22 protein-coding genes are annotated in these 25537 nt (G+C 71.0%); 9 read left to right on the top strand and 13 right to left on the bottom strand.

The window, feature by feature from the left end:
• Window positions 1–47: 47 nt before the first annotated feature.
• Complete coding sequence (locus ACWGH0_RS23965) at window positions 48–572, bottom strand: DUF4245 domain-containing protein (protein ID WP_453406264.1); 525 nt, start codon at window positions 570–572, stop codon at window positions 48–50.
• Between the two features lie 161 nt (window positions 573–733).
• On the opposite strand from ACWGH0_RS23965, the gene glpX reads away from it, so the two are divergent.
• Window positions 734–1765, top strand: coding sequence for a class II fructose-bisphosphatase (gene glpX / locus ACWGH0_RS23960; RefSeq protein WP_453406263.1), 1032 nt, complete (start codon window positions 734–736; stop codon window positions 1763–1765).
• Between the two features lie 112 nt (window positions 1766–1877).
• Here glpX and ACWGH0_RS23955 read toward each other — a convergent pair whose 3' ends face one another.
• The 4 genes from ACWGH0_RS23955 to ACWGH0_RS23940 form a co-directional block, all read right to left on the bottom strand.
• The gene (locus ACWGH0_RS23955; protein WP_453406262.1) at window positions 1878–3887 is read right to left on the bottom strand and encodes a caspase, EACC1-associated type; all 2010 of its coding nucleotides are present in this window, start codon (window positions 3885–3887) and stop codon (window positions 1878–1880) included.
• Complete coding sequence (locus tag ACWGH0_RS23950) at window positions 3884–4441, bottom strand: effector-associated constant component EACC1 (protein WP_453406268.1); 558 nt, start codon at window positions 4439–4441, stop codon at window positions 3884–3886. The genes ACWGH0_RS23955 and ACWGH0_RS23950 overlap by 4 nt, the downstream gene beginning before the upstream one ends.
• A 163-nt stretch (window positions 4442–4604) precedes the next feature.
• Window positions 4605–4973, bottom strand: a complete 369-nt coding sequence (locus ACWGH0_RS23945) for a WhiB family transcriptional regulator (protein ID WP_453406261.1) — start codon at window positions 4971–4973, stop codon at window positions 4605–4607.
• Window positions 4974–5064: 91 nt separating this feature from the next.
• Window positions 5065–5769 (bottom strand): DUF1707 SHOCT-like domain-containing protein, encoded by a 705-nt coding sequence (locus ACWGH0_RS23940; protein WP_453406260.1) that lies wholly within the window; start codon window positions 5767–5769, stop codon window positions 5065–5067.
• A gap of 150 nt (window positions 5770–5919) precedes the next feature.
• Here ACWGH0_RS23940 and ACWGH0_RS23935 point away from each other — a divergent pair, with 150 nt between their 5' ends.
• On the top strand, window positions 5920–7596 hold the full coding sequence (locus ACWGH0_RS23935) for a fumarate hydratase (protein ID WP_453406259.1): 1677 nt from the start codon (window positions 5920–5922) through the stop codon (window positions 7594–7596).
• Between the two features lie 131 nt (window positions 7597–7727).
• On the opposite strand, the gene ACWGH0_RS23930 is transcribed toward ACWGH0_RS23935, so the two are convergent.
• Window positions 7728–9251, bottom strand: a complete 1524-nt coding sequence (locus ACWGH0_RS23930) for a ricin-type beta-trefoil lectin domain protein (protein ID WP_453406258.1) — start codon at window positions 9249–9251, stop codon at window positions 7728–7730.
• Between the two features lie 106 nt (window positions 9252–9357).
• Between ACWGH0_RS23930 and ACWGH0_RS23925 the strand changes: the two genes are divergently transcribed.
• From ACWGH0_RS23925 to ACWGH0_RS23915, 3 genes are all read left to right on the top strand, one after another.
• Window positions 9358–10761 carry a class II fumarate hydratase gene (locus tag ACWGH0_RS23925; protein WP_453406257.1) on the top strand — a complete coding sequence of 468 codons (1404 nt, stop codon included), beginning with the start codon at window positions 9358–9360 and terminating at the stop codon, window positions 10759–10761.
• Between the two features lie 44 nt (window positions 10762–10805).
• Complete coding sequence (gene fomD / locus ACWGH0_RS23920; RefSeq protein ID WP_453406256.1) at window positions 10806–11480, top strand: cytidylyl-2-hydroxypropylphosphonate hydrolase; 675 nt, start codon at window positions 10806–10808, stop codon at window positions 11478–11480.
• A gap of 262 nt (window positions 11481–11742) precedes the next feature.
• Window positions 11743–13593, top strand: coding sequence for a SpoIIE family protein phosphatase (locus tag ACWGH0_RS23915; RefSeq protein WP_453406255.1), 1851 nt, complete (start codon window positions 11743–11745; stop codon window positions 13591–13593).
• An 82-nt stretch (window positions 13594–13675) separates the two neighbouring features.
• Here ACWGH0_RS23915 and ACWGH0_RS23910 read toward each other — a convergent pair whose 3' ends face one another.
• Complete coding sequence (locus tag ACWGH0_RS23910; protein ID WP_453406254.1) at window positions 13676–15985, bottom strand: transglycosylase domain-containing protein; 2310 nt, start codon at window positions 15983–15985, stop codon at window positions 13676–13678.
• 255 nt (window positions 15986–16240) lie between these two features.
• Between ACWGH0_RS23910 and ACWGH0_RS23905 the strand changes: the two genes are divergently transcribed.
• The gene (locus ACWGH0_RS23905) at window positions 16241–17170 is read left to right on the top strand and encodes an SPFH domain-containing protein (protein WP_453406253.1); all 930 of its coding nucleotides are present in this window, start codon (window positions 16241–16243) and stop codon (window positions 17168–17170) included.
• On the top strand, window positions 17167–17436 hold the full coding sequence (locus ACWGH0_RS23900) for a hypothetical protein (RefSeq protein ID WP_453406252.1): 270 nt from the start codon (window positions 17167–17169) through the stop codon (window positions 17434–17436). The genes ACWGH0_RS23905 and ACWGH0_RS23900 overlap by 4 nt, the downstream gene beginning before the upstream one ends.
• A gap of 44 nt (window positions 17437–17480) precedes the next feature.
• Here ACWGH0_RS23900 and ACWGH0_RS23895 read toward each other — a convergent pair whose 3' ends face one another.
• Window positions 17481–18464 carry a hydrogen peroxide-inducible genes activator gene (locus ACWGH0_RS23895; protein ID WP_453406251.1) on the bottom strand — a complete coding sequence of 328 codons (984 nt, stop codon included), beginning with the start codon at window positions 18462–18464 and terminating at the stop codon, window positions 17481–17483.
• Between the two features lie 132 nt (window positions 18465–18596).
• Between ACWGH0_RS23895 and ACWGH0_RS23890 the strand changes: the two genes are divergently transcribed.
• Both ACWGH0_RS23890 and ACWGH0_RS23885 read left to right on the top strand, forming a co-directional pair.
• The gene (locus ACWGH0_RS23890) at window positions 18597–19151 is read left to right on the top strand and encodes a peroxiredoxin (protein WP_453406250.1); all 555 of its coding nucleotides are present in this window, start codon (window positions 18597–18599) and stop codon (window positions 19149–19151) included.
• 5 nt (window positions 19152–19156) lie between these two features.
• The gene (locus ACWGH0_RS23885) at window positions 19157–19690 is read left to right on the top strand and encodes an alkyl hydroperoxide reductase (protein WP_453406249.1); all 534 of its coding nucleotides are present in this window, start codon (window positions 19157–19159) and stop codon (window positions 19688–19690) included.
• Between the two features lie 61 nt (window positions 19691–19751).
• Here the strand turns inward: ACWGH0_RS23885 and ACWGH0_RS23880 are convergent, their stop codons facing one another.
• The 5 genes from ACWGH0_RS23880 to ACWGH0_RS23860 all read right to left on the bottom strand — a co-directional run bounded on the left by ACWGH0_RS23880 (window position 19752) and on the right by ACWGH0_RS23860 (window position 25492).
• Window positions 19752–20486, bottom strand: coding sequence for a hypothetical protein (locus ACWGH0_RS23880; protein WP_453406248.1), 735 nt, complete (start codon window positions 20484–20486; stop codon window positions 19752–19754).
• Window positions 20483–21829 carry an AI-2E family transporter gene (locus ACWGH0_RS23875; protein WP_453406247.1) on the bottom strand — a complete coding sequence of 449 codons (1347 nt, stop codon included), beginning with the start codon at window positions 21827–21829 and terminating at the stop codon, window positions 20483–20485. The genes ACWGH0_RS23880 and ACWGH0_RS23875 overlap by 4 nt, the downstream gene beginning before the upstream one ends.
• A gap of 129 nt (window positions 21830–21958) precedes the next feature.
• Window positions 21959–22696: an aggregation-promoting factor C-terminal-like domain-containing protein gene (locus ACWGH0_RS23870; protein WP_453406246.1), complete on the bottom strand. Its 738-nt coding sequence runs from the start codon at window positions 22694–22696 to the stop codon at window positions 21959–21961.
• A 393-nt stretch (window positions 22697–23089) separates the two neighbouring features.
• Window positions 23090–24412: a PhoH family protein gene (locus tag ACWGH0_RS23865; protein ID WP_453406245.1), complete on the bottom strand. Its 1323-nt coding sequence runs from the start codon at window positions 24410–24412 to the stop codon at window positions 23090–23092.
• A 318-nt stretch (window positions 24413–24730) separates the two neighbouring features.
• Entirely contained in the window at window positions 24731–25492 is a 762-nt protein-coding gene (locus ACWGH0_RS23860) for an isoprenyl transferase (RefSeq protein WP_453406244.1), read from the bottom strand.
• Window positions 25493–25537: the final 45 nt, after the last annotated feature.

The following is a 25537-nucleotide window of genomic DNA, read 5'->3' as shown; positions in this document are numbered from 1 at the left end:
GCCGCACCCCCGGGGTGCGGCGGCTCCGTCGTACACGGGGGGCGCAGTCAGGACTTTTCGGCGTCCAGTGCCCCGGCCATCTCGGCCAGCCGCTTCTGCGACGCCGTCCCCGTGACCACCGTGGTCGCGCCCTTGTCCTCGCGTACGAGGGCGTCGTACTTCGGGCCCTCCCAGCGCTGCCAGGTCTCGTCGCCGATCCGTACGGTCTTCGCGGTCTTCGCCGCCCGCTGGCTGACCTCGTGGACGAACTTCTCCGCGGGCCCGCTCGACTGCTCGACCGCGATGTACTCCCGCTCGGGGTCGAGGAAGCCGAGATGCCAGGCGTCGCCCTCCTGCCGGTCGTACGAGACCGACGTCGGCTTCCACGTCTCCGGGAGCCCCACGGGGGCCACCACCGGATACGGCGCCGCGCGCCGGGCCGTGATGAGCTCGACCCGGTAGTCGACCGGCTTCACCGGGTCCACCGAGTCGTCGTGCGGGACGAGGGTGTACACACCGGCGACGACGACACCGATCGCCGCCATCGACAGCACCATGTCCCGGACCGTCTGCTTGCCTTTCATACCTGCCACACCCCCATGGTCCCCCATGCCGGGCGGCGCCCCGCGCGAGGGGCGTCTCATCCCGATATGCCGCTCATACGTGCCCCCCTCTGCTCATTTTGTCGACGTACCGATAGAGTCGTCCCCACCCTCTACACTCCGGCCGTCGCCGTACAGAAAGGTGCGCTCCGATGACCGAGCACCATCTTCCGTCTCAGCTCGAGGTCTCGCCCGAGGCCCCCGACCGCAACCTGGCCCTGGAGCTCGTCCGGGTCACCGAGGCCGCCGCCATGGCCGCCGGGCGGTGGGTCGGCCGCGGTGACAAGATCGGCGCGGACGGCGCAGCGGTGAAGGCCATGCGGACGCTCGTCTCGACCGTATCGATGAACGGCATCGTCGTCATCGGTGAGGGCGAGAAGGACGAAGCCCCGATGCTCTTCAACGGGGAGCGCGTGGGCGACGGCACCGGGGCCGAGGTCGACATCGCCGTCGACCCGATCGACGGCACCACGCTCAACGCCAAGGGCATGCCGAACGCCATCGCCGTGCTCGCCGCCGCCGACCGCGGCACCATGTTCGACCCGTCCGCGGTCTTCTACATGGAGAAGCTGGTCACCGGTCCGGAGGCCGCCGACTTCGTCGACATCAACGCCCCCGTCTCGGTCAACATCCGCCGGGTCGCCAAGGCCAAGCACTCGACGCCCGAGGACGTCACCGTGATGATCCTCGACCGCCCCCGCCACGAGGGCATCGTCAAGGAGATCCGCGAGACCGGCGCCCGCATCAAGTTCATCTCGGACGGCGACGTCGCGGGCTCGGTCATGGCCGTGCGCGAGGGCACCGGCGTCGACCTGCTCATGGGCATCGGCGGTACGCCGGAGGGCATCATCTCGGCCTGCGCGATCAAGTGCCTCGGCGGCACGATCCAGGGCAAGCTGTGGCCCAAGGACGAGGCCGAGCGTCAGAAGGCACTCGACGCGGGGCACGACCTGGACCGCGTACTTCACACGAACGACCTGGTCAGCGGCGAGAACGTGTTCTTCGTCGCCACCGGCATCACGGACGGCGAGCTGCTGCGCGGCGTCCGCTACCGCTCCGAGACCGCCACCACCCAGTCCCTGGTGATGCGCTCGAAGTCGGGCACGATCCGCCAGATCGACTCCACGCACCGCCTCTCGAAGCTGCGCGCCTACAGCGCCATCGACTTCGACCGCGCGCAGTAGCGGACCGGCACAAGCAGCGGACCGCGAGAAGCAGCGGCAACGGCCCCCGGGCCGTGCGGACGGCGCCTCCGACCCCGGGGGCGCCGTCCGCGTCCGCGGACCGGGCCTGCGCTCACACCCGTACGGCGAGCAGGTACAGCCGTGTGATCTGCTGCGCGTTGAGGTTGTCGTCCGACACGAGGTAGAGCGGCCGCCAGCCCTTGTGCTCGCCCTCGGTCCACGGCTCCCCGAGCGCCATCCCTTCCGCGTTCTGCAGCAGCGGATTGGTCTGCGGGCTCTTCCCGGCCACTTGCCCCGGGTCGCCGGGCGGGCAGGCGGCCAGGTCGAAGAGCACCTTGCTGCGCACGAACTCGTCGGCCGGCCTGCGGTACAACGCCCGCTCCCCCGTCACGTCCTGCGCGCCCTCCAGGGACAGCCGCTGGACGCGGATCGCGTTGCCGACGCCGGCGGCGTAGTGGCGTTCCAGAGCCAGCAGCTCGTCCGGCCCGGCCGCCACCAGTTCGGTCAGGTAGAGCCCGTCGGCGGCCCGGTAGGCGTACTGGCGGTCCGGTACGTACGCCCCGCCCGGCGTGCCCGTGTAGCGCTGGATACGCAGCAGGTTGCGGCCGCGTTCGTCGCCGTCCTGGGACAGCGACGCCTCCATGCCGGCGTACAGGTGCCGGCCGTCGGGGCTGAGGGCGAGCGCCTCGATGGTCCGGCCCGTCTGGGCGCCGCCCACCGGCCACGGCCTGAACTCGCGGGGCACCGGCAGGTCCTTGCCGACCTGGCGGCCGGTCGTCAGGTCGAACCGGCGCAGGGCGGGCCCGGTCTCCGCCGCGACCAGGATGGTCCGGCCGCCCTTCTCCACCACCAGCGCCTCCGCGTCGATCCAGGCGGGGAGCCTGCCGCCGGCCGCGGGGCGGAGAGTGGTGGCGGTCCGAGCCGAGGGCGCCAGGGTGCGGGAGCCGCCGCCACCGGTCAGACGCAGCGGGAAGACCCGGTTGAACTCGTTGTCGGCCAGCGCGAGCGCCTCGCCGTTTCCGCCGGGCAGGAGCGCGAGGCCGGACAGCCCCGCCAGCTTCTCGCCGTCGGCCTCCGTCTTGTCGAGCGCGTCGGAGTGGTCGAGCAGGACGGCGCCCGCCGCGCACCGCCCGGCCGCCGCCACCGGCTCGCGCACGCGCTCCTGCCACCAGTCGACGGCCGGCGTCGCGGCGAACCCGATCGCCAGGCCGAGCGCCCCGGCCGTCAGGGCCCACGGCCATCGCCGTCCGCGCGGCGGGGGTACGGGCACACCCGGCTCCAGCAGAGGAGGCAGTACGGCGAGGTTGCGGACGAACTCCAGGTCGCCGACGCCGTTCTGGCTCTCGTCCTGGGGCTCCTGCGGGCTCGGCAGGTCGTCCCGCTCGACGACGCGGTCCCTGACCTCCCGGAAGACGGCGTGCAGTCCCAGCATGTCCGGGCCCTGGGGGATGCCCTTGCGCAGTACTTCGACGAGCTCCCCGGTGAAGACGCTGCACTGGTCCGGGTCGGGCGCGTGGGAGGGGCGGTCGTGGGTCGCGGAGGTCATCACGTACGAGCCCTTGACGTCCCGCAGCGTCCGCACCGCCGCCCGCACGCCGAGGTCCGCGGCCGCCGTCCCGGCCGGCGACATCTGGAGCACCTTGCCGCTGAAGCAGCAGTCCAGGATCAGCACCCGGCGCAGCGCGGCCCCGTTGTCCTTCATCGCGCGGCGCACGTAACCCGCGTCGACGCAGGTCTCCGGCTTGTCCTCGCTGGAGCCGGGGAGGGTGAGGCAGAGCCGGCTGTCGTCCCGGTCGAGGAGGCCGTGGCCGGCGTAGTAGACGAGGAGGGTGTCGACGGCCTGCTGTGCGGCGACCCTGATCGGGTCGCAGATCTCGGCGGACGTCCGTGGGTTCGCGACGGTGACGATGCGGTCCTCGGGGATGCCCCAGACCGACCGGTCGGCCAGCGCGGCGCGCAGCTCGACGAGGTTGTGGCGGACGCTGCGCAACGGCGCGAGTCCTTTGCCGCCGGGGTACTTGTCGACTCCGATCAGCACGCAGGCCGAGCGGGCCGGGTCGATCCGCTGCGAGCCGCCCTCCGGTGGCACAGGGACCTGCTCGGGCCGGGCGGCGGCTGTCACGGGGCGTGCCCTTCGGGGCGCGGGGGGACGCCGGACGGGGCGGCGGGGTCCGTCGCGGAGGCCGTAGGGCCCTGGGCGGCCCCCGCGGCGGGCCGTACCGGGACGGGCGCGGGGCCCGACGGTTCCGGCTGGGACGACTCGGGACCCCGCTCTCCCGGCGCCGGCGGCCGCGCCGCCGGCTCGGGGTCCACCGCCGGTTCCGGCGGGGTCTGTCCGTACGCGCGCATGATCTCCGCGATCCGCTCCGCGTCCGCTCCGACGACGTGGACGGTGATCGGGCTGCGTGGTCTGCGCGCCTGCCGCCAGGCGTCGAACGAGAGCGGCAGCTGGGCCAGTGCCACGGCCGTGGACACCACAGCCGCCACGGCTTCCGCGTCGATCCCCATCAGGCCCGGCGACGCGGCGGCTTCTCTTCCCGCCCCTTCCGCGACCTTCCCGATGCGCGCGTGCCCGCGCAGCGACATGTCGTCGGACAGCCACTTGTGGAGAGACCGCAGGTCCGCGCCGCGGTCCGGTCCCGGGCCGGCCTCGAACCTGATCTCCGTACCGTCCATGCGGTCCACGCGACTCCCGTGCGCTCGGCCCCGAACAAGGTGGCGCGCGTCACACGCGCCCCGTCCGATACTCGCACAACCGGCATGCCTGGACGGCGAGTTGCTCTGTCCCGGGGGGCGTGAAAGGAGGCGAACGGGAGCGGAGAGGGGCGTGTCCGGGGGGTCAGCCCGCGGCGGCGATGCGGCCGGCGGGCGCGGACGCCTTCAGTTCCATCTCACGCCGCCTGCGCCTCGCCAGCACGACCCGGCGCTCGGCGGCGGTCAGGCCGCCCCAGACGCCGTACGGCTCGGGCTGGAGCAGGGCGTGCTCCCGGCACTCGACCATGACCGGGCATCGCGCGCAGACCCTCTTCGCCGCTTCCTCCCGCGCCAGCCGCGCGGCCGTCGGTTCCTTCGAGGGCGCGAAGAAGAGCCCGGCTTCGTCGCGGCGGCACACCGCCTCCGTGTGCCAAGGGCCGGCCTGATCCCGGGACGGCGCGCGCTGCGACGGAACGGCGGCGACCTGCAGGGACTGATGCGGCGGATGCAGCACGGTCTACTCCTGACGACGGCTTCGGGAGCGAGCAGCGATGCAGCAGTCCCTACCCGCTGTGCGCGCGCCTATGCACAGGGTTTCGAACACGTCAGTGCCCAAGGTGTTTGCGCAAGCGACCGTGGAGGTCCGCGATGCGCTTCCCGCGCTTGGGCTTCGCCTCGATGTTGCCGAACACCGAGTAGCCGTTGACGACGACGACCGGCGCCTCGGGATCGTGTGCTTCGAGGGTGTCGACCTCGAAGTTCCCGAAGATCCCGGTCCCGCCGCCGCGCAGCGTGATGTTCTCGGGGACGCGCACCTCGACGTTGCCGAAGACGGAGGTCGCGTTGATCACGGTCAGCCGCTGGCCGAAAAGCGCCTCCGTCAGGTCGATCTCCACGTTGCCGAAGAGGGCGAAGGCGTTCGTCCTGCGGCCGATCCGCCACCGGCCCTTGCGCGTCGAGCTGCTGAAGACGGCGACCAGGTTCTCGGCCACGACCGGCAGGGCCGACTCGACCGGGTCGTACGCCGCCGAGGCGGGGGCGGGCCGGGCGCCGCCGCCGGGTGCGGGCAAGTCCTGTACCAGCGGCTCCAGTTCGGCGACCGTCTTGGCGCGGTAGACCGCTTCGACGCGGTCGGCGTGCTCCTCCGCGGTCAGCCTGCCCTCGGCCACGGCGTCGCGCAGGATGTCCGCGATCCGGTCACGGTCCGCGTCCGAGGCGCGCAGGGCGGGCTCGGCGGGCACCGCCGGGGCGGTCGGCTGCTGGGGCCGGCCGGGGCCGGAGGCCGCTGATTGGCTCTTGTCGAGGTCCACCGCCCCAGCCTACCCAGACGCGATAGATCGCGACTAGTGCGCGCGGCCGCCAACTGAGCCTTACCTCACAGACCTGTCGCACGGCGGGCGTCTTACGCTGGTGGACGGGCTGCGCCAATGGAGGCCAGTTGCCGTCTGCCGAGTTGAGGAATGGCCGAAATGCCAGAGTTTGCGTACTCCGATCTGCTCCCCCTGGGAGAGGACACCACGCCGTATCGCCTGGTGACCGCCGAGGGTGTCTCCACCTTCGAGGCCGACGGCCGTACGTTCCTCAAGGTCGACCCCGAGGCGCTGCGCACCCTGGCCGCCGAGGCGATGCACGACATCTCGCACTACCTGCGGCCCGCGCACCTGGCCCAGCTGCGCCGGATCATCGACGACCCGGAGGCGTCGAGCAACGACAAGTTCGTGGCCCTCGACCTGCTCAAGAACGCGAACATCGCCGCCGCGGGCGTCCTGCCGATGTGCCAGGACACCGGCACCGCGATCGTCATGGGCAAGCGCGGCCAGAACGTCCTCACGGAGGGCGGTGACGAGGAGGCCCTGTCGCACGGCATCTTCGACGCCTACACCAAGCTCAACCTGCGGTACTCGCAGATGGCCCCGCTGACCATGTGGGAGGAGAAGAACACCGGCTCGAACCTGCCCGCGCAGATCGAGCTGTACGCGACCGACGGCGGCGCGTACAAGTTCCTCTTCATGGCGAAGGGCGGCGGTTCCGCCAACAAGTCCTTCCTCTACCAGGAGACGAAGGCCGTCCTCAACGAGGCCTCCATGATGAAGTTCCTGGAGGAGAAGATCCGCTCGCTCGGCACGGCCGCGTGCCCGCCGTACCACCTGGCGATCGTCGTCGGCGGCACGAGCGCCGAGTTCGCTCTCAAGACGGCGAAGTACGCCTCCGCGCACTACCTGGACGAGCTGCCCGCCGAAGGCTCGCCGACCGGCCACGGCTTCCGCGACAAGGAGCTGGAGGAGAAGGTCTTCGAGCTGACGCAGCGGATCGGCATCGGCGCGCAGTTCGGCGGCAAGTACTTCTGCCACGACGTGCGCGTGGTGCGCCTGCCCCGGCACGGGGCGTCGCTGCCCGTCGCGATCGCCGTGTCCTGCTCGGCGGACCGCCAGGCCGTCGCGAAGATCACCGCCGAGGGCGTCTTCCTGGAGCAGCTGGAGAAGGACCCGGCGCGCTTCCTGCCGGACACCACGGACGAGCAGCTCTCGGAGGAGGGCGACGTCGTCGAGATCGACCTGAACCGGCCGATGGACGAGGTCCTCGCGGAGCTCACCAAGTACCCCGTCAAGACCCGCCTGTCCCTCACCGGCCCGCTCGTCGTCGCCCGTGACATCGCGCACGCGAAGATCAAGGAGCGGCTGGACGCGGGCGAGGAGATGCCGCAGTACCTGAAGGACCACCCGGTGTACTACGCCGGTCCGGCGAAGACCCCCGAGGGGTACGCGTCCGGTTCCTTCGGCCCGACGACGGCCGGCCGCATGGACTCGTACGTCGAGCAGTTCCAGGCGGCCGGCGGGTCCAGGGTCATGCTGGCCAAGGGCAACCGCTCGAAGCAGGTGACCGACGCGTGCGGTACGCACGGCGGCTTCTACCTGGGCTCGATCGGCGGCCCGGCGGCCCGGCTCGCGCAGGACTGCATCAAGAAGGTCGAGGTCGTCGAGTACGAGGAGCTCGGCATGGAGGCGGTCTGGAAGATCGAGGTCGAGGACTTCCCGGCGTTCATCGTCGTCGACGACAAGGGCAACGACTTCTTCACCGAGCCCGCCCCTGCCCCGACGTTCACCTCCATCCCGGTCCGGGGCCCCGGTCTGGCCTGACCCCTTCCCGGCGCAGCGCCGTCCGCCCCCGTCCGCGATCCCGCGGGCGGGGGCGCTCCCGTCGGTCGTCCCGCGCACGGCGCGGTGCGGGCCCCGGGCAGGGGCCCGCACCGCCGTGCCGTGTGTCCCCGCTACGCGAAGCGCTGGTTAGCCGCCCCCGTGCAGGGCTGGAGCCGCAGCGGGTCCTTGGCCGCCGCCAGCGTCACGCACAGGCCCGTCGACGCCGCCGGGCGGAGGGTGGAACCGTCACGTACGAACTGCTGGTTCGCCGCGCCCGAGCAGTTCCACAGGACAAGCCCCGCTCCCGCCTGGTACTTGGCGCCCGGCACGTCCAGGCACCGGTCGTGCGTCAGTTCCGTACGGACCGACTTCTGCGCGGTGTCGTACCACCAGCCCTGGTTGCGGCCGCCGTGGCAGTCCCAGCCGCCGACCGCCGTGCCGTTGCGCGTCGTCGAACCGGGCACGTCGGCGCACGTCCCGGTCGCCGCGTTCCGCAGCGGCTTGAACACGTCGTCCCACGCCCCGGCGAACAGCACCGGCTTTCCGGTACTGGCAGGGTCCGCGCAGCTCGCCTCCCGCAGCGCCGTTCCGTAGAGCTGGGTGAGGCACGAGGCGAACGCCGCGTGTCCCCGGATGTTGGGGTGGAAGGACTGGCGGACCGAGTTCGAGTCCGGCAGGCCGGGCTTGGAGAGGTCGATGTAGAGGCCGCGCGCCCAGGGGTCCTCCATGCAGACCTCGTGGCCGTGGAAGAGGCGGGAGTTGTCGAGGTAGACGGACCCCGTGTTCGCCGCCGCCCTGCGCATCCCGCGTTCGAACGTGGAGACCGCGGTGTCGCGGCCCCAGGCCGCGTCGGAGTCGTACCCGACGCAGCCGCCCGGAATCTTGCCGGGGAAGTTCGGGTTGTCCTTGAAGTCGGGGCCGATGGGGCTCGGGTAGCCCATCACGACCATCTTGTAGTCGCCGTCGGCGTACCCGGCGTCGCGCATCACCGTCCGCAGGTCGCGGACGGTCTGCTCGACCTTGGGGACGAGCGCGTCGACACGTGCCTGCCAGCCGGGCGCGTACTTCGGCTCGCAGGTGCCCTGGATCGTCAGCCAGCGCGTGACGCAGTCCGTCATCACCGGTCCGAACTGGAGGTCGTCGTTGGCGCCGGCGACCAGCAGGACCATCTTGATGCGGGTGTTGCGGGCCTTCACGGCCAGGTTGTCGCTCTGGACCAGTTCGTCGGCGTACTGCTTGCTGCCCCCGATCCGGATGTTTCCGCTGTACGCGCCCGAGCAGGAGACGTTGTACGTCACGTCGGCCGGGATGCCGGTGCGGTGGATCGCCGCGTCGGGCGAGCGGTGGCACCAGTTGTCGGGCCCGTTGGTGCCGGGTTCGTACGTGCCCACGCCCTCGCCGGAGATCTCGCTGTCACCGAGCGAGATCAGCCCGGTCTTGCGCTGGTCCATCGGCCGCTCGGCCGCGCTGCCGTACAGCTTCACGGCCTCGGCGGCCCGTACGGCCTCCAGTTCGGCCGGAAGCGGTGTGGAAGCCGACGCGGTCCTGTCGGCGGCGGTGGCGGGGGCCGTGGCCACCAGGCCGCCCCCCATGGCCGCCGCGAGTGCGGCGGCGGCCGCGACCGCAGAGCGAAGTCTGAGCCGTGTGCGCTGCATTGCGCCTCCCCGGTTTGTTGTTACCCCCGGTATTTACTGGCCGGTAGGCGACTTGGGAATACGCAGAACAAGACAAGTGCTCAACTTTTCCAGGAGGTACGTGAGCATGACGAGCGACGACCAGCAGGGCGAGTACCGGGTCGAGCACGACTCGATGGGCGAGGTACGGGTGCCGGCGCACGCCAAATGGCGTGCCCAGACCCAGCGGGCCGTGCAGAATTTCCCCATCTCCGGCCAGCGCCTGGAGCGCGCCCACATCGAGGCCCTGGCCCGCATCAAGGCCGCCGCCGCCGTGGTCAACGCGGAGCTCGGGGTGCTCGACGCGGACATCGCGCGGGCGGTCGCCGAGGCGGCCGGCGAGGTCGCGCGGGGGCTGTGGGACGAGCACTTCCCGGTGGACGTGTTCCAGACGGGTTCCGGCACGTCCTCCAACATGAACATGAACGAGGTCGTCGCCACGCTCGCCACCGAGCGCCTCGGCAGCCCGGTCCACCCCAACGACCATGTCAACGCGTCCCAGTCGTCCAACGACGTGTTCCCGTCGTCCATCCACATCGCGGCGACCGCCGCCGTCACCGGCAATCTGATCCCCGCCCTCGACCACCTGGCGGCCTCGCTCGAGCGCAAGGCGGCGGAGTTCGCGGACGTCGTGAAGTCCGGCCGTACGCACCTGATGGACGCCACCCCGGTCACCCTCGGCCAGGAGTTCGGCGGTTACGCGGCGGCCGTCCGGTACGGCGTGGAACGCCTGCGGGCCTCGCTCCCCCGGCTCGCGGAACTCCCGCTCGGCGGCACGGCGGTGGGCACCGGCATCAACACCCCGCCCGGCTTCTCGGCCGCCGTCATCGCGGAAGTGGCCCGCGCCACGGGGCTGCCGCTCACCGAGGCCCGGGACCACTTCGAGGCGCAGGGCGCGCGGGACGGACTCGTCGAGACGTCGGGCCAGCTCCGTACGATCGCCGTCTCGCTCACCAAGATCTCCAACGACCTGCGCTGGATGGCGTCCGGACCGCGCACCGGATTGGCCGAGATCAGCCTTCCCGACCTCCAGCCGGGCTCCTCGATCATGCCCGGCAAGGTGAATCCGGTCGTTCCCGAGGCCGTGCTGATGGTCGCGGCGCAGGTGACGGGCAACGACGCGACCGTCGCGGTGGCGGGCGCCGCGGGCAACTTCGAGCTGAACGTCATGCTCCCGGTGATGGCCAAGAACCTGCTGGAGTCGGTGCGGCTGCTCGCCAACGCGACCCGGCTGCTGGCCGACCGTACGGTCGACGGCATCACCGCCAACGCCGAACGCGCCCGCGAGTACGCCGAGTCCTCACCGTCCGTGGTCACTCCGCTCAACAAGTACATCGGCTACGAGGAGGCGGCGAAGGTCGTCAAGAAGTCCCTCGCCGAGCGCAGGACGATCCGCGAGGTCGTGCTGGAGTCCGGGTACGTCGAGCGGGGCGACCTGACGCTGGTACAGCTCGACGAGGCCCTGGACGTGCTGCGTATGACGCACCCGTGACCTCGGTCGCGGCAACCGGCGGAACGTACTCCTAAGATCTGCTCATGACAGATACGGCGGGCGGTGCGGGCAGGGCGCGGTGGGCGCCGGGGGACCACATCCTCTGGCGCTATCGCGGCAACGGCTCGGGCCGGATCCACATCTGCCGGCCCGTCACGGTCGTCCGGGACACCGACGAACTGCTGGCGGTGTGGATGGCGCCGGGCACCCAGTGCGTCCGGCCGGTGCTGGCGGACGGCACACCGGTGCACGAGGAGCCGCTGGCGACCCGGTACACGGCGCCGCGGACCACCACGACCTCACGGTGGTGGGGCACCGGCGTGCTGAAGCTGGCGCGACCGGGCGACCCGTGGTCGGTGTGGCTGTTCTGGGAGCCGGGCTGGCGCTTCAAGAACTGGTACGTGAACCTGGAGGAGCCGCACACCCGCTGGTCGGGCGGCGTGGACTCCGAGGACCACTTCCTGGACATCTGCGTGAACCCGGACCGCGCCTGGTGCTGGCTCGACGAGGACGAGTTCGAGCAGGCCCGCCGGGTGGGACTGCTGAGCGGCGAACAGGCCGCGCGGGTACGGGACGCCGGGCGCGCCGCGGTCCGCCTGATCGGAGCGTGGGGCACGCCGTTTCGCGACGGCTGGGAGAACTGGCGGCCCGATCCGCGCTGGGCCGTTCCCCGCCTGCCGGATGACTGGGACCGCACTCCCGTTCACACGGCTCCGTGAGACCCTTGAAACGCCCCCATGGGTCAAACGTAGGATCGCCTTCCGCAACACTGAGCGCACTGAGCGCACTGGTCCCGTCCACAACTGGCGGGCCCGGCGCAGGACCTGACCGTAAGTCACCACAGGGGGGTGGACCCGTGCCGGAACGCGAATCTGCCGGGTTCGGGGTCCGCCGTCCTGTCGAGGCCGCCCGCAGAGCGGGTATATCGCCACACAAAGCGATTGCATCGCACAAGCTCCCCGGACGGACGGAACCCCACGCGTGACGGAGCACCAGTCCACCTCGCACGAAGGCCGGCAGCCCCTGGTCGCCCGGCCGCACGAGCGCACCCGGCCGCGGCAGGAGGAGGCGCCGCCCGCGGTGCCGAGTCCGGCGCCCGCTCCCCAGCCGGCCGCGGGCGACGGGACCCCGGAGCCTGCCGCGGCGGCCAGGAGCGAGGGCGACCGGCTGCGGTTCGTCGGCGCGGCCACGCGGCGGATCGCACGCGGCATCGACCTGGACGAGATCGTGCTCGGCCTGTGCCGGGCGTCCGTGCCGACGTTCACGGACGCGATCCTGGTCTATCTGCGCGACCCGCTGCCGGTCGGCGACGAGCGCCCCGCCGTGCCGTTCATGCTGCGGCTGCGCCGCACCGACCGGCTGCGTTTAGCGGACGACGGGGCCGAGGAGATCGACCTCCAGGCCGAGCCGATGCCCGCGCCGCAGCTGTGCGAGGTGCGCAGCGGCGGCGCCCTGGCCGAGGTGCTCAGGGGCGTACGTCCGGTGTTCGGCGACACCTCGTCGGCGCGGGCGGCGCTCGCCGAGCTGCTCGGCGAGGCCATGAGCCTGCCGGGCGGGCGCCGCGCGATCCTCGCGCCGCTGCGGGGCCGGCGCCGCGTGATCGGCGCGGCCGTGTTCCTGCGCAGGCCGGAGCGGCCCGCGTTCGAGGCGAACGACCTGCTGGTCGCCGCCCAGCTGGCCACGCACACGGCACTCGGCATCGACAAGGCCGTGCTGTACGGGCGCGAGGCGTACATCGCCGACGAGCTCCAGCGCACCATGCTGCCCGACTCGCTCCCCCAGCCGACCGGCGTCAAGCTGGCCTCCCGCTACCTGCCGGCCGCCGAGACGGCCCGGGTCGGCGGCGACTGGTACGACGCGATCCCGCTGCCGGGCAGTCGCGTCGCGCTGGTCGTCGGGGACGTCATGGGCCACTCCATGACATCGGCCGCGATCATGGGCCAGCTGCGGACGACGGCACAGACCCTCGCCGGTCTCGACCTGCCGCCGCAGGAGGTGCTGCACCACCTCGACGAGCAGGCGCAGCGGCTGGGCCAGGACCGCATGGCGACCTGCCTGTACGCCGTGTACGACCCGGTCTCGCACCGCATCACCATCGCCAACGCGGGGCATCCGCCGCCCATCCTGCTGCACCTGGGCGGTCGCGCCGAGGTGCTTCGGGTGCCGCCGGGCGCCCCCATCGGCGTCGGCGGGGTGGACTTCGAGGCCGTCGAGCTCGACGCGCCGGCGGGGGCCACACTGCTGCTCTACACCGACGGGCTCGTCGAGTCGCGGCTGCGGGACGTGTGGACGGGCATCGAGCAGTTGCGGGAGCGGCTCGCCGACACCGCGCAGTTGACGGGACCCGACCACTCCCCGCCCCTCGAAGCCCTGTGCGACGACGTGCTCGACATGCTCGGACCCGGTGACCGGGACGACGACATCGCGCTGCTCGCCGCCCGCTTCGACGGGATCGCGCCGAGCGATGTCGCGTACTGGTTCCTCGAGCCGGAGGAGCAGGCGCCCGGACGGGCCCGCAGGCTGGCGCGGCGCGCGCTGGCGCGCTGGGACCTGGAGGAGCTGAGCGACTCGGTGGAACTGCTGGTCAGCGAGGTCGTCACGAACGCCGTGCGGTACGCCGAGCGGCCGGTCACGCTGCGGTTGCTGCGTACGGACGTGCTGCGCTGCGAGGTCGGCGACGACGCGCCGCAGTTGCCGAGGCAGCGGCGGGCGCGGGACACGGACGAGGGCGGGCGCGGCCTGTTCCTGGTGAACCGGCTGGCGAGACGGTGGGGCGCCACACGCCTGTCGTCCGGCAAGGTCGTCTGGTTCGAGCTGGCCACGCGCCCGTAGCCGCTGTACGCGTACGACTGCGGCAGCGCGTACGACTGCGGCGGGCACCTTGTGGGTGCCCGCCGCAGTTGTGTCCCGTCGGTCAGGGGCGGGGCAGGAAGCCGTCCTCCGCGCCGCCGTCCGCGCCTTCGTCCGCTCCGCCGTCGGATCCGCCGTCGTCCCCTCCGCCGGAACCGCCGTCCGCTCCGCCGTCGGAGCCGCCGGAGTCACCGCCGGGGTCCGGCGGGCCGATCGTGATGGGCGGCGGTGACGTCGAGGGCGTGGCGGGCGGTGTCGTCGTCGGCGGCGGGCTGGACGACGGCGTCGATGGGGTGCTGCTCGGCGTGGACGGGGTCCCGCTCGGCGTGGTCGGGGTCTTGCTCGGCGTGGAGGTCGGGTCCGGGCTGTCGGTCGGCGGGGGCACGTAGGCGTCGTCCGGGTCGATCTCCAGGTCGAAGTCGGCGTCCGAGCCGCCGCCGAGGGCGCCCAGGGTGTAGTCCGACCAGATCATGGCGGGGAAGCCGCCGCCGCTGGCACGGCCGGCGTTGGCCGTACCGGTGAGGGACACCTGCCGCCCGCCGTCCGGGGACTCGCCGAAGATGGCGACGGCGGTGGCGAGTTCGGGGGTGTAGCCGACGAACCAGGCGGAGCGGTTCTTCTCCGACGTACCGGTCTTGCCCGCCGCGTTGTAGTTGGGGTGGTTCGCCCGTACGCCCGTACCGCTCTTCACCACTCCGGTGAGCACCTTGGTCACGCTGTCCGCCGTCGAGCGGTCGATGACCTGCTCGGCCGTCGGCTCGGGCAGGTCGACCCGGCCGCCCTCGCGGTCCTTGTGCTCGGCGGACTTCACGATGGTCGGCGTGATCTTCTTGCCGTGGTTGTCGAGCGTGGCGTAGACGCTCGCCATGTCGGTCGTACTGGCGCCCATCACGCCGAGGGACATGGCGGGACGCTCGTCGAAGCCGCCCTTGTCCTCCATGCCCATGTCGAGGGCGGTCTCCTTGACGCGCGGCGCGCCGACGTCGACGAGCATCTGCGCGAAGACGGAGTTGACCGAGCTGTTCATGGCCTGCTGGACCGTGATGGGTCCGTAGCTCTTGCCCAGGTCGTTCTGCGGGGCGAAGGGGGTGGCGCTGCCCTTGACGGGGCGCTTGCTGGTGCCGTCGTACATGGTGCTGGGCGTGATCGGGATGCCGTCCTGGTTCTTGGAGTTGCTCTCCAGTGCGGCGGCGAGGACGACGGGTTTGAAGGTCGAGGCCGGCTGGTAGTCGGAGCGCTGGGCGTTGGATATCCAGTGCTTGGTGGCGCTCTGGCCTCCGTACATCGCGACGATCTTGCCGGTCTTCGGGTCCACCGAGGTCGCGCCGGCCTGGAGCGTGGCGTCGATCTTGCTCTTCTCGCGGTCGAGCTTGGACTCCAGCTGGCGGTCGACCGCCTTCTCCAGCGCCTGCTGGCGCTTCTTGTCGATGTTCAGCGTGATCGTCCAGCCGCCCGCGTCGAACTCGGCCTCCGTGACGCCCTGCTTCTTCAGCTCCGCCTTGGCGGCCGTGACGATGTAGCCGGTCTGGCCCTCCATGCCGGCGGCGCCCTTCGGGTTCTGCGGTATGTCGAACTTCTGGCGGGCGCGCGCGGCCGGGTCGAGCTCGTTCATCTCGACCATGTTGTCGAGCACGTAGTTCCAGCGCTCCTTGACCAGCTTCCTGCTGGTGGGGCTCGCCGCCGCCCAGTCGTACTGGCTGGGGGCCTGGAGGAGCGCCGCGAGGTAGGCACCCTGCGAGACGGACAGCTCCTCGGCGTCGTCGCCGTAGTACGCCTGGGCCGCCGCCTGGATGCCGTACGCCCCGCGTCCGAAGTAGCTGGTGTTGAGGTATCCGGCCAGGATCTGCGGCTTGGTCTGCTTGCGGTCCACCTTGATGGAGATGACCAGCTCCCGCAGCTTGCGGCTGACCGTCTGCTCCTGGGTCAGGTAGTAGTTCTTGACGTACTGCTGCGTGATCGTCGAGCCGCCCTGCTTGCCCTTGCCCGTGACGGTGTTGAGCAGACCGCGGGCGGTGCCCTTGAAGTCGACGCCGGAGTCCTTGTAGAAGTTCTGGTTCTCGGCGGCGACGAAGGCCGTCTGGACGTCCTTGGGGATCTTGGCGAGCGGGACGATCTCGCGGTTGAGCTTGCCCGAGCGGGCCATGATGTCGCCGTTGCTGTACTTGTAGACGTTGCTCTGGAGCTTGGCCTCGGCGTTGGCCGCCGGAACCGGCACCCAGACGTACAGCGCGACGAAGACGCCCATCATGAGCAGGCAGAGGCCGAAGAAGGTGCCCAGCACCTTCTTCCACGTGAAGAAGCGGCGTATGCCTCCCGCCTTCTTCGCCCGGCGCGCGCCGCGCTTCCGGTCCTTTCGCGCTTCCGCTCTGCCCATTACTCCGTAACTCCGCTCATCGAGCCCCCGGATGTCAGCTCAGAAAGCTAACACCGCACCTACGGACAAAGGACGGCTGATCCGGTCTTTTCCGTACGTGACAATCAGCACCCGTCTCACTGGAACCGACTCATGAGAGGGCCGGAGGGTTGCCAACCCGCCCGTACGGGTTTACGGTCCCGGAAAAAGTGATATCACTTTGCTAAGCAGCCGAGCCGGCGTCACGCCGTACGGAACCGGGGGATCCACATGTCCATGACCAGCACGTCCACACCCGCCGACCTGCCCGAGATGCCCGCCCCACGGGTGCGCGAGCGGGCGGCGCACAGCATCGGCGGCGGCCTCGCGCTGCTGCTGGGGCTCCTGGGCCTGCTCGGAGGAGCGGGCCTGGTGGCCGCCGGCGCCACCATGGCGTCGACCGGCCTCAAGGTCGCACTCGTCGTCGCCGGCGTCCTGCTCGCCTTCGCCGCCTTCTTCGCGATGTGCGGCCTCAACATGGTGGCGCCGGGCGAGGCCCGGGTCGTCCAGCTCTTCGGGCGCTACCGCGGCACGATCCGCACCGACGGGCTGCGCTGGGTGAATCCGCTGACCACGCGCTCGAAGATCTCGACCAGGATCAGGAACCACGAGACCGCCGTCCTGAAGGTCAACGACGCCTACGGCAACCCGATCGAGCTGGCGGCGGTCGTGGTCTGGAAGGTGGAGGACACCGCGCAGGCGACGTTCGAGGTCGACGACTTCCTGGAGTTCGTCGCCACCCAGACGGAAGCCGCCGTGCGCCACATCGCGATCGAGTACCCGTACGACGCCCACGACGAGGACGGCCTGTCCCTGCGCGGCAACGCCGAGGAGATCACCGAGAAGCTGGCGGTCGAGCTGCACGCCAGGGTCGAGGCGGCCGGGGTGCACATCATCGAGTCCCGCTTCACGCACCTGGCGTACGCGCCCGAGATCGCCTCGGCCATGCTCCAGCGCCAGCAGGCGGGGGCCGTCGTCGCGGCACGCAAGCTGATCGTCGAGGGCGCGGTGGGCATGGTCGAGATGGCGCTCAACCGGATCACCGAGCACGACATCGTGGAAATGGACTCCGAGCGCCGGGCGGCCATGGTGAGCAACCTCATGGTGGTGCTGTGCGGCGACCGGGCCGCCCAGCCCGTCCTGAACACCGGCACGCTCTACCAGTGACGGACGAGGCCCCGCAGCGGAAGCGGCCGCAGCAGCAGCGCAAGCAGGTGCTGCTGCGGCTCGATCCGGCTGTGTACGACGCGCTGGCCCGGTGGGCGTCGGACGAGCTGCGCAGCGCGAACGCGCAGATCGAGTTCCTGCTGCGCCGGGCGCTCTCGGAGAGCGGGCGCCTGCCCGGCACCGCCGGCCCGATCCCCCGGCGGGGGCGCCCCCTGAAGTCACCGGACGCCGGAAGCGAGCCCGGCCCGCAGCCCCCGCCGGCGTAGGGCGGGCCCGCGGGGAGTGCACCGGGCCGCAGGCCCGGCGCCCCTCACCCCGTGCCCGCCACCACCCGCACCGGCAGTCGCCGCATCGCCTCCTTCAGCGCCTGCGCGAACGCCTCGAACTCGCTCTGCCGCGCCGCCCCGGTCCGCATCGCCAGCGCCACCCGCCGCGACGGCGCCGGGTCGGCGAAGTACCCCGTCACCAGCCGGTCGTTGCGTTCCGTCTCCACCTTCACCGCCGTGCGCGGCAGCAGCGTCACGCCGAGCCCGCCCGCCACGAGCTGCACCAGCGTCGACAGACCCGCCGCCGTCGTCGTCACGGGCGCGCCCTCGGTGCGGCCGGCCTCCCGGCAGATGTCGAGCGCCTGGTCCCGCAGGCAGTGCCCCTCGTCGAGCAGCAGCAGGCGCAGTTCCCTGAGCGCTTCGCGGGGAATGTCCTCCCGCCCGCCGAGCCAGTGGTCCCGGGGCGTCACCAGCACGAAGTCCTCGTCGAACAGGGGCAGTTCGGCCACCCCCGGCACCCCCAGCGGCACCGCGAGCAGCAGCAGGTCGAGCCGTCCCGCCGCCAGGCCCTCCAGCAGCGACGACGTCTGCTCCTCGTGGACCTGGAGGTCAAGATCCGGATACCGCTCGTGCACGAGCGTGAGCACGGTCGGCAGCAGGTACGGCGCCACCGTCGGGATCACCCCGAGCCTGAGCACCCCCGTGAAGGGCGCCCGTACCGCCTCGGCCTCCTCCAGCAGCTCGCCCACGGCGTCCAGCACGGCCCGCGCCCGCACCGCGAGCCGCTCCCCCGCCGGAGACAGCAGCACCTTGCGCGTCGTACGCTCGACGAGCTGCACGCCCAGCGCGTCCTCCAGCGCCGAGACCGCCCCCGACAGGGCCGGCTGGCTCATGCCGATCGCGGCGGCCGCGTCCCTGAAGTGCAGATACTCCGCGACGGCCGCGAACGCGCGCAGCTGCGACAGGCTGGGCTGCTTGGCCCTGGCACCGCCCACGGCGACGACGCCGTTCCCATTACTACCGGTCACTGATAACCACCTCCGATCGGATCAAGCCAGTCTAGCTATTTCTGCGATCAATGCTTCCTGTGTCACTGTGGGGCTCCGTCCAACCCCGCGGAATCTCCCCAAAGGGGATTTCCCTCTCTGCAAGGAGCGCGCGTGCTCACTGTTGGTGACCAGTTCCCCACGTACGACCTCACCGCCTGTGTCTCCCTGGAGTCCGGCAAGGAGTTCGAGCAGATCAACCACAAGTCCTACGAGGGCAAGTGGCGCGTCGTCTTCGCGTGGCCCAAGGACTTCACCTTCGTCTGCCCCACCGAAATCGCCGCCTTCGGCAAGCTGAACGACGAGTTCGCCGACCGTGACGCGCAGATCCTCGGCTTCTCCGGTGACTCCGAGTTCGTGCACCACGCCTGGCGCAAGGACCACCCGGACCTGACCGACCTGCCGTTCCCGATGCTGGCCGACTCGAAGCACGAGCTCATGCGTGACCTCGGCATCGAGGGCGAGGACGGCTTCGCCCAGCGCGCCGTCTTCATCGTCGACCCGAACAACGAGATCCAGTTCACGATGGTGACCGCCGGTTCCGTGGGCCGTAACCCCAAGGAGGTCCTCCGGGTCCTCGACGCGCTCCAGACCGACGAGCTGTGCCCGTGCAACTGGACCAAGGGCGAGAACACCCTCGACCCCGTCGCCCTGCTGTCGGGTGAGTGACTGACATGGCACTCGACGAACTGAAGTCCGCCGTACCGGACTACGCCAAGGACCTGCGCCTGAACCTCGGCTCGGTCATCGGCAACAGCGACCTCCCGCAGCAGCAGCTGTGGGGCACCGTCCTCGCCTGCGCGATCGCCTCGCGCTCGCCGAAGGTGCTGCGCGAGCTGGAGCCGGAGGCGAAGGCCAACCTCAAGCCCGAGGCGTACACCGCCGCCAAGTCCGCCGCCGCGATCATGGCGATGAACAACGTCTTCTACCGCACGCGCCACCTGCTCTCCGACCCGGAGTACGGGACGCTGCGCGCCGGTCTGCGGATGAACGTCATCGGCAACCCGGGCGTCGAGAAGGTCGACTTCGAGCTGTGGTCGCTCGCGGTCTCCGCGATCAACGGCTGCGGCCAGTGCCTCGACTCGCACGAGCAGGTGCTGCGCAAGGCCGGCGTCGAGCGCGAGACCATCCAGGAAGCGGTCAAGATCGCCGCGGTCATCCAGGCCGTCGGCGTGACGATCGACTCCGAAGCCCTCATGGCCGAGTAGTCAGCGGTACGCAGACGAAGGGCCCCGCGGACATCACGTCCGCGGGGCCCTTTCGCGTGCGTCAGGACTCGCCCTTGAACACGGCCATGAGGTCCCGCATGTCCTCCACCATGAGCGGCTGCACCGCCGACAGGTCGGGCGTGGGATCCCCCGCGTCGGCCGGCTGGTTCTCGAGGTAGTCCTCGTCGTAGCCGACCGAGGCGCCGACCTCCAGGGAGAACACCGCTCCCCCGTCCAGCACCCGCAGAAGCGGTTCCTCGTCGTCGCCGGTCCCGGTCAGGAACGCCTTCTCACCGAGCGCGGGGACCTCCTGCGGCCGGGACGGCAGCCCGTCGAACCAGCCCGGCTGGTTGACCAGCGCCTCGAACTCGGGCTCCGGGTCGGTCTTCTTGTGCGTCTCCAGCACGACGTCGACGCTGTACTGCACCGAGAGCCCCTCGGCCCGCTTCCCCCGCGAGTCGAAGTGGTAACCGCACGCGATCTTGTCCAGGGCGCCGTGCTCGTCGAGGATCTCGTCCTGGTCGGACAGCCGCTTCCCGAACTCCGCCGACAGGGCGCTCAGCTTCACCTTCGCGCACAGGCCCTCGGCCACCCGGTAGCCCCGCGTGTCGACACCGGCGGCCGGCCCGAACGCGTACAGCCCGCCCGCCCACACCGCCGAGGCCGTCAGCGCGCCGCCCACGGCCCACAGCCACGGCCTGCGGCCCCGCGGCGCACGGGGCCGGTCCTCGCTCGTCGCGGTCTCGGACGCCGGCCAGGGCGCGTGGTCCCCGACCATCTCCGGCTCGGAGATCACTCCTGCACCGCGGCGGTCTCGCCCCGCACCGGCGCGGGCTGCGGCACCGGGCCGGGCTCCTCGGCCGCGCGCAGCGCCGTCTCCATGCTGTACGCCCGCAGGTAGCCGACCACCGTGTTGGTCACCGCCACCAGCGGCACCGCCACCACCGCGCCGCCGATTCCGGCGACCAGGCCGCCGGCCGCCACCGCGAGGACGACGGCCAGCGGGTGCACCCGTACCGCGCGGCCGAGGATGAACGGCTGGAGCACATGGCCCTCGATCTGCTGCACGGCGAGTACGACGACGAGCACCATCAGCGCCGTGAACACGCCCTCGGTCACCAGCGCCACCACCACCGCGAGCGCGCCCGACATGACCGCGCCGACCAGCGGGATGAACGCGAACAGGAAGATGAAGACGGCGAGCGGCACGGCCATCGGCACGTCGAGGAACCAGATTCCCAGGCCGATGAATATCGCGTCGATGAGCGCGACTATCACCGTCCCCCGCACGTACGCCGTGAGCGTGCGCCAGGCGCGCGGGCCCGCGCCCGCGACGCCGGGCCGGGCCTGAGCGGGCACCAGCCGCAGCGTCCACTGCCAGATGCGCTTCCCGTCGTACAGCAGGAAGAGCGTCGAGAACATCGCGAGCAGTATCCCCGTGAGGACCTCCACCATCACCGTGACGCCCTGGAGGCCCGCCGAGGTGATCTCCTCGGTGTTGGTGCCCACCGCGTCGCTCAGGTTCTTCGCGATGTCGTTGATCTGGTCCTCGGTGACATGGAACGGGCTGTTGAGGAGCCAGCGCTTGGTCTCCTCGATGCCGTCCTTGATGCGCTCGGAGAGGTTGTCGATGTTCTCCATGACCTGCCAGACCACGAACCAGCCGACCAGGCCCATGATGACGAAGCCGAGGATCGCGGTCACGGCGGTGGCGAGCCCGCGCGGCAGCCCGACCCGCCGCAGACGGGCGACGGTGGGCTGGAGCATCGCGGTGACGAGCAGCGCCGCGACGAAGGCCAGGACCACCAGCTGTACGGCGCTGATGACCTTCATCAGCACCCAGAGCGTGCCGGCCAGCACGAGGAGCCGCCAGCCGGCCTCGGCCGCGACGCGCATCCCCCACGGGACGGCGTCGACGGGCTCGGGTCTCGCGGCGACGGCGGGGGCGTACGAGGGCGGCGCGGGAACGTGGTCGAGGCCGCCGTCGGCCGCGCCCGGTCCGTACGCCGCGCCCCGCGGGCCGGGCCCGTCGGCGTCCTCGGCCTCGGCCGCGGCGCGGCGCTCGTTCAGCAGCTCGCCCATCCGGGTGAGTTTCGCGCCCGTACGACTGAGCCATCCCGGCTGCGGCTGTGTTGCCATGTCGTTCTCTCTTCTCCCCGTCACCTGTCGCTCCCCCCGGGGAGACACACCCGTCCCCGACGGTACACGCGCGGAGCCCCTCACCGAAGGACGGTGAGGGGCTCCGCGAAGTTGAGCGACCGCTGGGATCTAGTACCAGTGGTTGGCCTGCCAGAACGACCACGCGCCGCAGGGGCTGCCGTAGCGCTCGTCCATGTAGTTGAGGCCCCACTTGATCTGCGTGGCCGGGTTGGTCTGCCAGTCGGCGCCGGCGGACGACATCTTGGAGCCGGGCAGCGCCTGTACGAGGCCGTAGGCGCCGGACGACGGGTTCTGCGCCTGGTAGTTCCACGTGGACTCGTGGTTCACGATGTTGCTGAAGCACTGGAACTGGTCGCCGGGAACCATCTGCCGCGCCATGGCCTGGACCTCGGCGACGGTGTACGAACCCTTGGCGGCGAAGCTGGAGGCGTCACGCGTCTCGGAGCGGCTGGCCGCGGCCTGCTTCTCCTCGCGCTCCTTGGCCTCGGCCTCGGCTTCGGCCTTGGCCTTCGCCTCGGCCTCCGCTTCTGCCTTCGCCTCGGCGGCTTCCTTCTTCGACTTGGCGTCCTTGGCGGCCTGGAGACGGGCCGATTCCTCCGCGGACTTCTTGGCGCTCGCGTCGGCGGCGTAGGCCTGTGCGTCGGCCTGCTGCGTCAGGGACGCGGTCTGCACCTGGGCCTGCTGGCCGGCAGGGATGTCTGCGAGGAGCGTCGTGTCGGCTGCGGTCGCCTCGAAGTTGTCGTTCGAGGGCTGAGTGTCGCCCGAGGCGACGCCCACAACGGCGCCGACAGTGGTGACCGCGGTAGCCGAAGCCACGGCGAATCCCCGGACCGAAATCCGGCTCACACGGTTTCCTTCCAGCAGTGCCCGCTCGGGTGACCTCGCGGACGCAATCGTGCCCCTGGCACTGGCCTCCACGACGCTGGGTCGAAGGAGGCGCGGACCCGGTGGGCAACTCCTTTGCGGGAGCGCCGCGTAGTGACTCGGGCGGCATACGGCGACGACTGTTGAGTTGTGTGGTGCTGCATCACTGAAGATGCGGGTGTGCCGTATGCGGGGCCTGACGGAAGCAAGACTCTGCCGGAAGGCGACGCCCATAGGCAATTCTTCGTTGCGTGGGAAAGCTCACACGCCGTTCGGGCCAGGAGTTTTACGGAAACTTGAGCGCAGCAGGACGCCGCCCGGCTAGGATCCTGCGTTCTGCCGGACGGCGCCAACTGCCTTTTCCCTCTTACAGGATCAAAGGTGCACGTCCTCCAGCATTTCGGTCACCAGCGCCGCGATCTGCGACCGCTCGGAGCGGGTGAGGGTGACATGGGCGAAGAGCGGATGGCCCTTCAACTTCTCGACGACGGCGACCACTCCGTCGTACCGGCCGACCCGCAGGTTGTCGCGCTGGGCGACATCGTGGGTCAGCACCACACGTGAATTCGCCCCGATCCGGGACAGAACGGTCAGCAGGACGTTCCGTTCCAGTGACTGGGCCTCGTCCACGATCACGAACGCGTCGTGCAGCGAGCGGCCCCTGATGTGGGTGAGCGGCAGCACTTCGAGCATGCCGCGCCCCAGCACTTCCTCGATCACCTCGCGGCCCGCCACGGCCGACAGCGTGTCGAAGACCGCCTGCGCCCAGGGGCTCATCTTCTCCGACTCGGAACCCGGCAGGTAGCCCAGCTCCTGGCCGCCGACCGCGTACAGCGGCCGGAAGACCATCACCTTCTTGTGCTGGCGGCGCTCCAGCACGGCCTCCAGGCCCGCGCACAGTGCCAGCGCCGACTTACCGGTGCCCGCCCGGCCGCCCATCGAGACGATCCCGACGTCCGGGTCGAGCAGCAGGTCCAGCGCTATCCGCTGCTCGGCGCTGCGCCCGTGGATGCCGAACGCCTCCCGGTCGCCCCGGACGAGTCTGATCATCCCCTCGGCGGTGACCCGGCCCAGCGCCTTGCCGCGGTCGGACTGGATGACCAGGCCCGTGTGCACGGGAAGGTCGGCGGCGGCCGGTTCGTACACCGTCTCCTCGGTGTAGAGCAGGTCCACCTGTTCGGCCGAGAGGGACAGTTCCGCCATCCCGGTCCAGCCGGAGTCGGTGATGGCGAGCTCGGCGCGGTACTCCTCCGCGAGCAGGCCGACCGAGGACGCCTTGATCCTCAGCGGCAGGTCCTTCGACACGACTGTCACGTCGAACCCCTCGGCCTGGAGGTTGCGTGCCACCGCCAGGATCCTGGAGTCGTTGTCCCCCAATCGATAGCCGGCCGGGAGCACGCCGGGATCGGAGTGGTTGAGCTCGACACGTACCGTTCCGCCCAGGTCGCCCATGGGAATCGGGGCGTCGAGGCGTCCGTACCGCACGCGGCAGTCGTCGAGCAGGCGCAGGGCCTGCCGGGCGAAGTAGCCGAGTTCCGGATGGTGCCTCTTGGCCTCCAACTCCGTGACCACGACGATCGGGAGCACGACCTCGTGCTCGTCGAACCGGGTCATGGCGTTCGGGTCGGCCAGCAGGACGCTGGTGTCGAGAACGTAAGTGCGCCTGTCGGGCATGCGGCGCTTTGTGCTGGTCACCACGGAAGGACGTACCCCCTCGGCTGAGGTCGGGTGCGACGGCGTCGCGAGCGGTGGAACCGGGCTCGGCCACGCTGCGCGGGCCGAACTCCGGCCCTCCGCTTCGTCCACACGCAGCGCGTGGTCGTCCTGGTGCAACGGGCCTCCCGGGCGAGCGGACTTGCCGCTCACTGAGATACGGCGCCCGTGGACCGGACGTCGACCTGGAAGGGGTATTCCCTCGAACGCGCGCGACCATGCCATGGCATATGACACGTCGTGAACCGGGAACTTTCCCGGGGCGGGTGGTGGGGGCTCGCGGGGCGGGGGCGGGGCCCCGCGTCAGGACCCGTAACGCCGGTGGCGGGCGGCGTAGTCGCGCAGTGCGCGCAGGAAGTCGACCTTGCGGAAGGCGGGCCAGAAGACTTCGCAGAAGTAGTACTCCGAGTGGGCGCTCTGCCAGAGCATGAAGCCCGAGAGCCGCTGCTCGCCACTCGTACGGATCACCAGGTCCGGGTCCGGCTGGCCGCGCGTGTAGAGGTGCTCCGAGATGCGCTCGACGTCGACGAGTTCGGCGACCTCCTCCAGGGAGGTGCCCTTCCGCGCGTGCTCCAGCAGGAGCGAGCGGACGGCGTCGGCGATCTCCTGGCGGCCGCCGTAGCCCACGGCGACGTTGACGAGTATCCCCTCGTTGCCGACCGTGGCCTGCTCGGCCTCCTTCAGCACGGACTGGGTACGGGCGGGCAGCACGTCCAGCGTCCCGACGTGGTGCACCCGCCAGCGGCCGTCGGCGGCCAGATCGCGCACCGCACCCTCGATGATGCCGAGCAGCGGCGTCAGCTCCGCCTCCGCGCGGTCCAGGTTCTCCGTCGAGAGCATCCAGAGCGTGACGACCTCGACGTCCGTCTCGGCGCACCAGCCGAGGAGCTCCTGGATCTTGCTCGCGCCCGCCTTGTGGCCCTGCTCGGTGGTGCCGCCGGAGGCCTTGGCCCAGCGCCGGTTGCCGTCGAGGATCACACCGATGTGCTTGGGCACCTGGTCGTGATCGAGGCGGCCTTCCACCCGGCGTGCGTAGAGCCTGTACACCAGGTCGCGCAGGTTCACTGGGTCTCACCTCATGGCATCGTGCGGGTTCGGTACGTCCCTGGG

It is taken from the genome of Streptomyces sp. NPDC054887 (genome assembly GCF_053610585.1).
Note: the sequence above shows the minus strand (reverse complement) of the source record. Positions and strands in the feature narration are given on the sequence as shown.

Bases quoted from the DNA above. Each gene is read 5' to 3' on its own strand.
- glpX (WP_453406263.1), top strand. From the start codon at position 734: ATGACCGAGCACCATCTTCCGTCTCAGCTCGAGGTCTCGCCCGAGGCC.
- ACWGH0_RS23950 (WP_453406268.1), bottom strand. From the start codon at position 4,441: ATGGACGGTACGGAGATCAGGTTCGAGGCCGGCCCGGGACCGGACCGC.
- ACWGH0_RS23935 (WP_453406259.1), top strand. From the start codon at position 5,920: ATGGCCGAAATGCCAGAGTTTGCGTACTCCGATCTGCTCCCCCTGGGA.
- ACWGH0_RS23930 (WP_453406258.1), bottom strand. From the start codon at position 9,251: ATGCAGCGCACACGGCTCAGACTTCGCTCTGCGGTCGCGGCCGCCGCC.
- ACWGH0_RS23925 (WP_453406257.1), top strand. From the start codon at position 9,358: ATGACGAGCGACGACCAGCAGGGCGAGTACCGGGTCGAGCACGACTCG.
- fomD (WP_453406256.1), top strand. From the start codon at position 10,806: ATGACAGATACGGCGGGCGGTGCGGGCAGGGCGCGGTGGGCGCCGGGG.
- ACWGH0_RS23910 (WP_453406254.1), bottom strand. From the start codon at position 15,985: ATGGGCAGAGCGGAAGCGCGAAAGGACCGGAAGCGCGGCGCGCGCCGG.
- ACWGH0_RS23905 (WP_453406253.1), top strand. From the start codon at position 16,241: ATGACCAGCACGTCCACACCCGCCGACCTGCCCGAGATGCCCGCCCCA.
- ACWGH0_RS23885 (WP_453406249.1), top strand. From the start codon at position 19,157: ATGGCACTCGACGAACTGAAGTCCGCCGTACCGGACTACGCCAAGGAC.
- ACWGH0_RS23875 (WP_453406247.1), bottom strand. From the start codon at position 21,829: ATGGCAACACAGCCGCAGCCGGGATGGCTCAGTCGTACGGGCGCGAAA.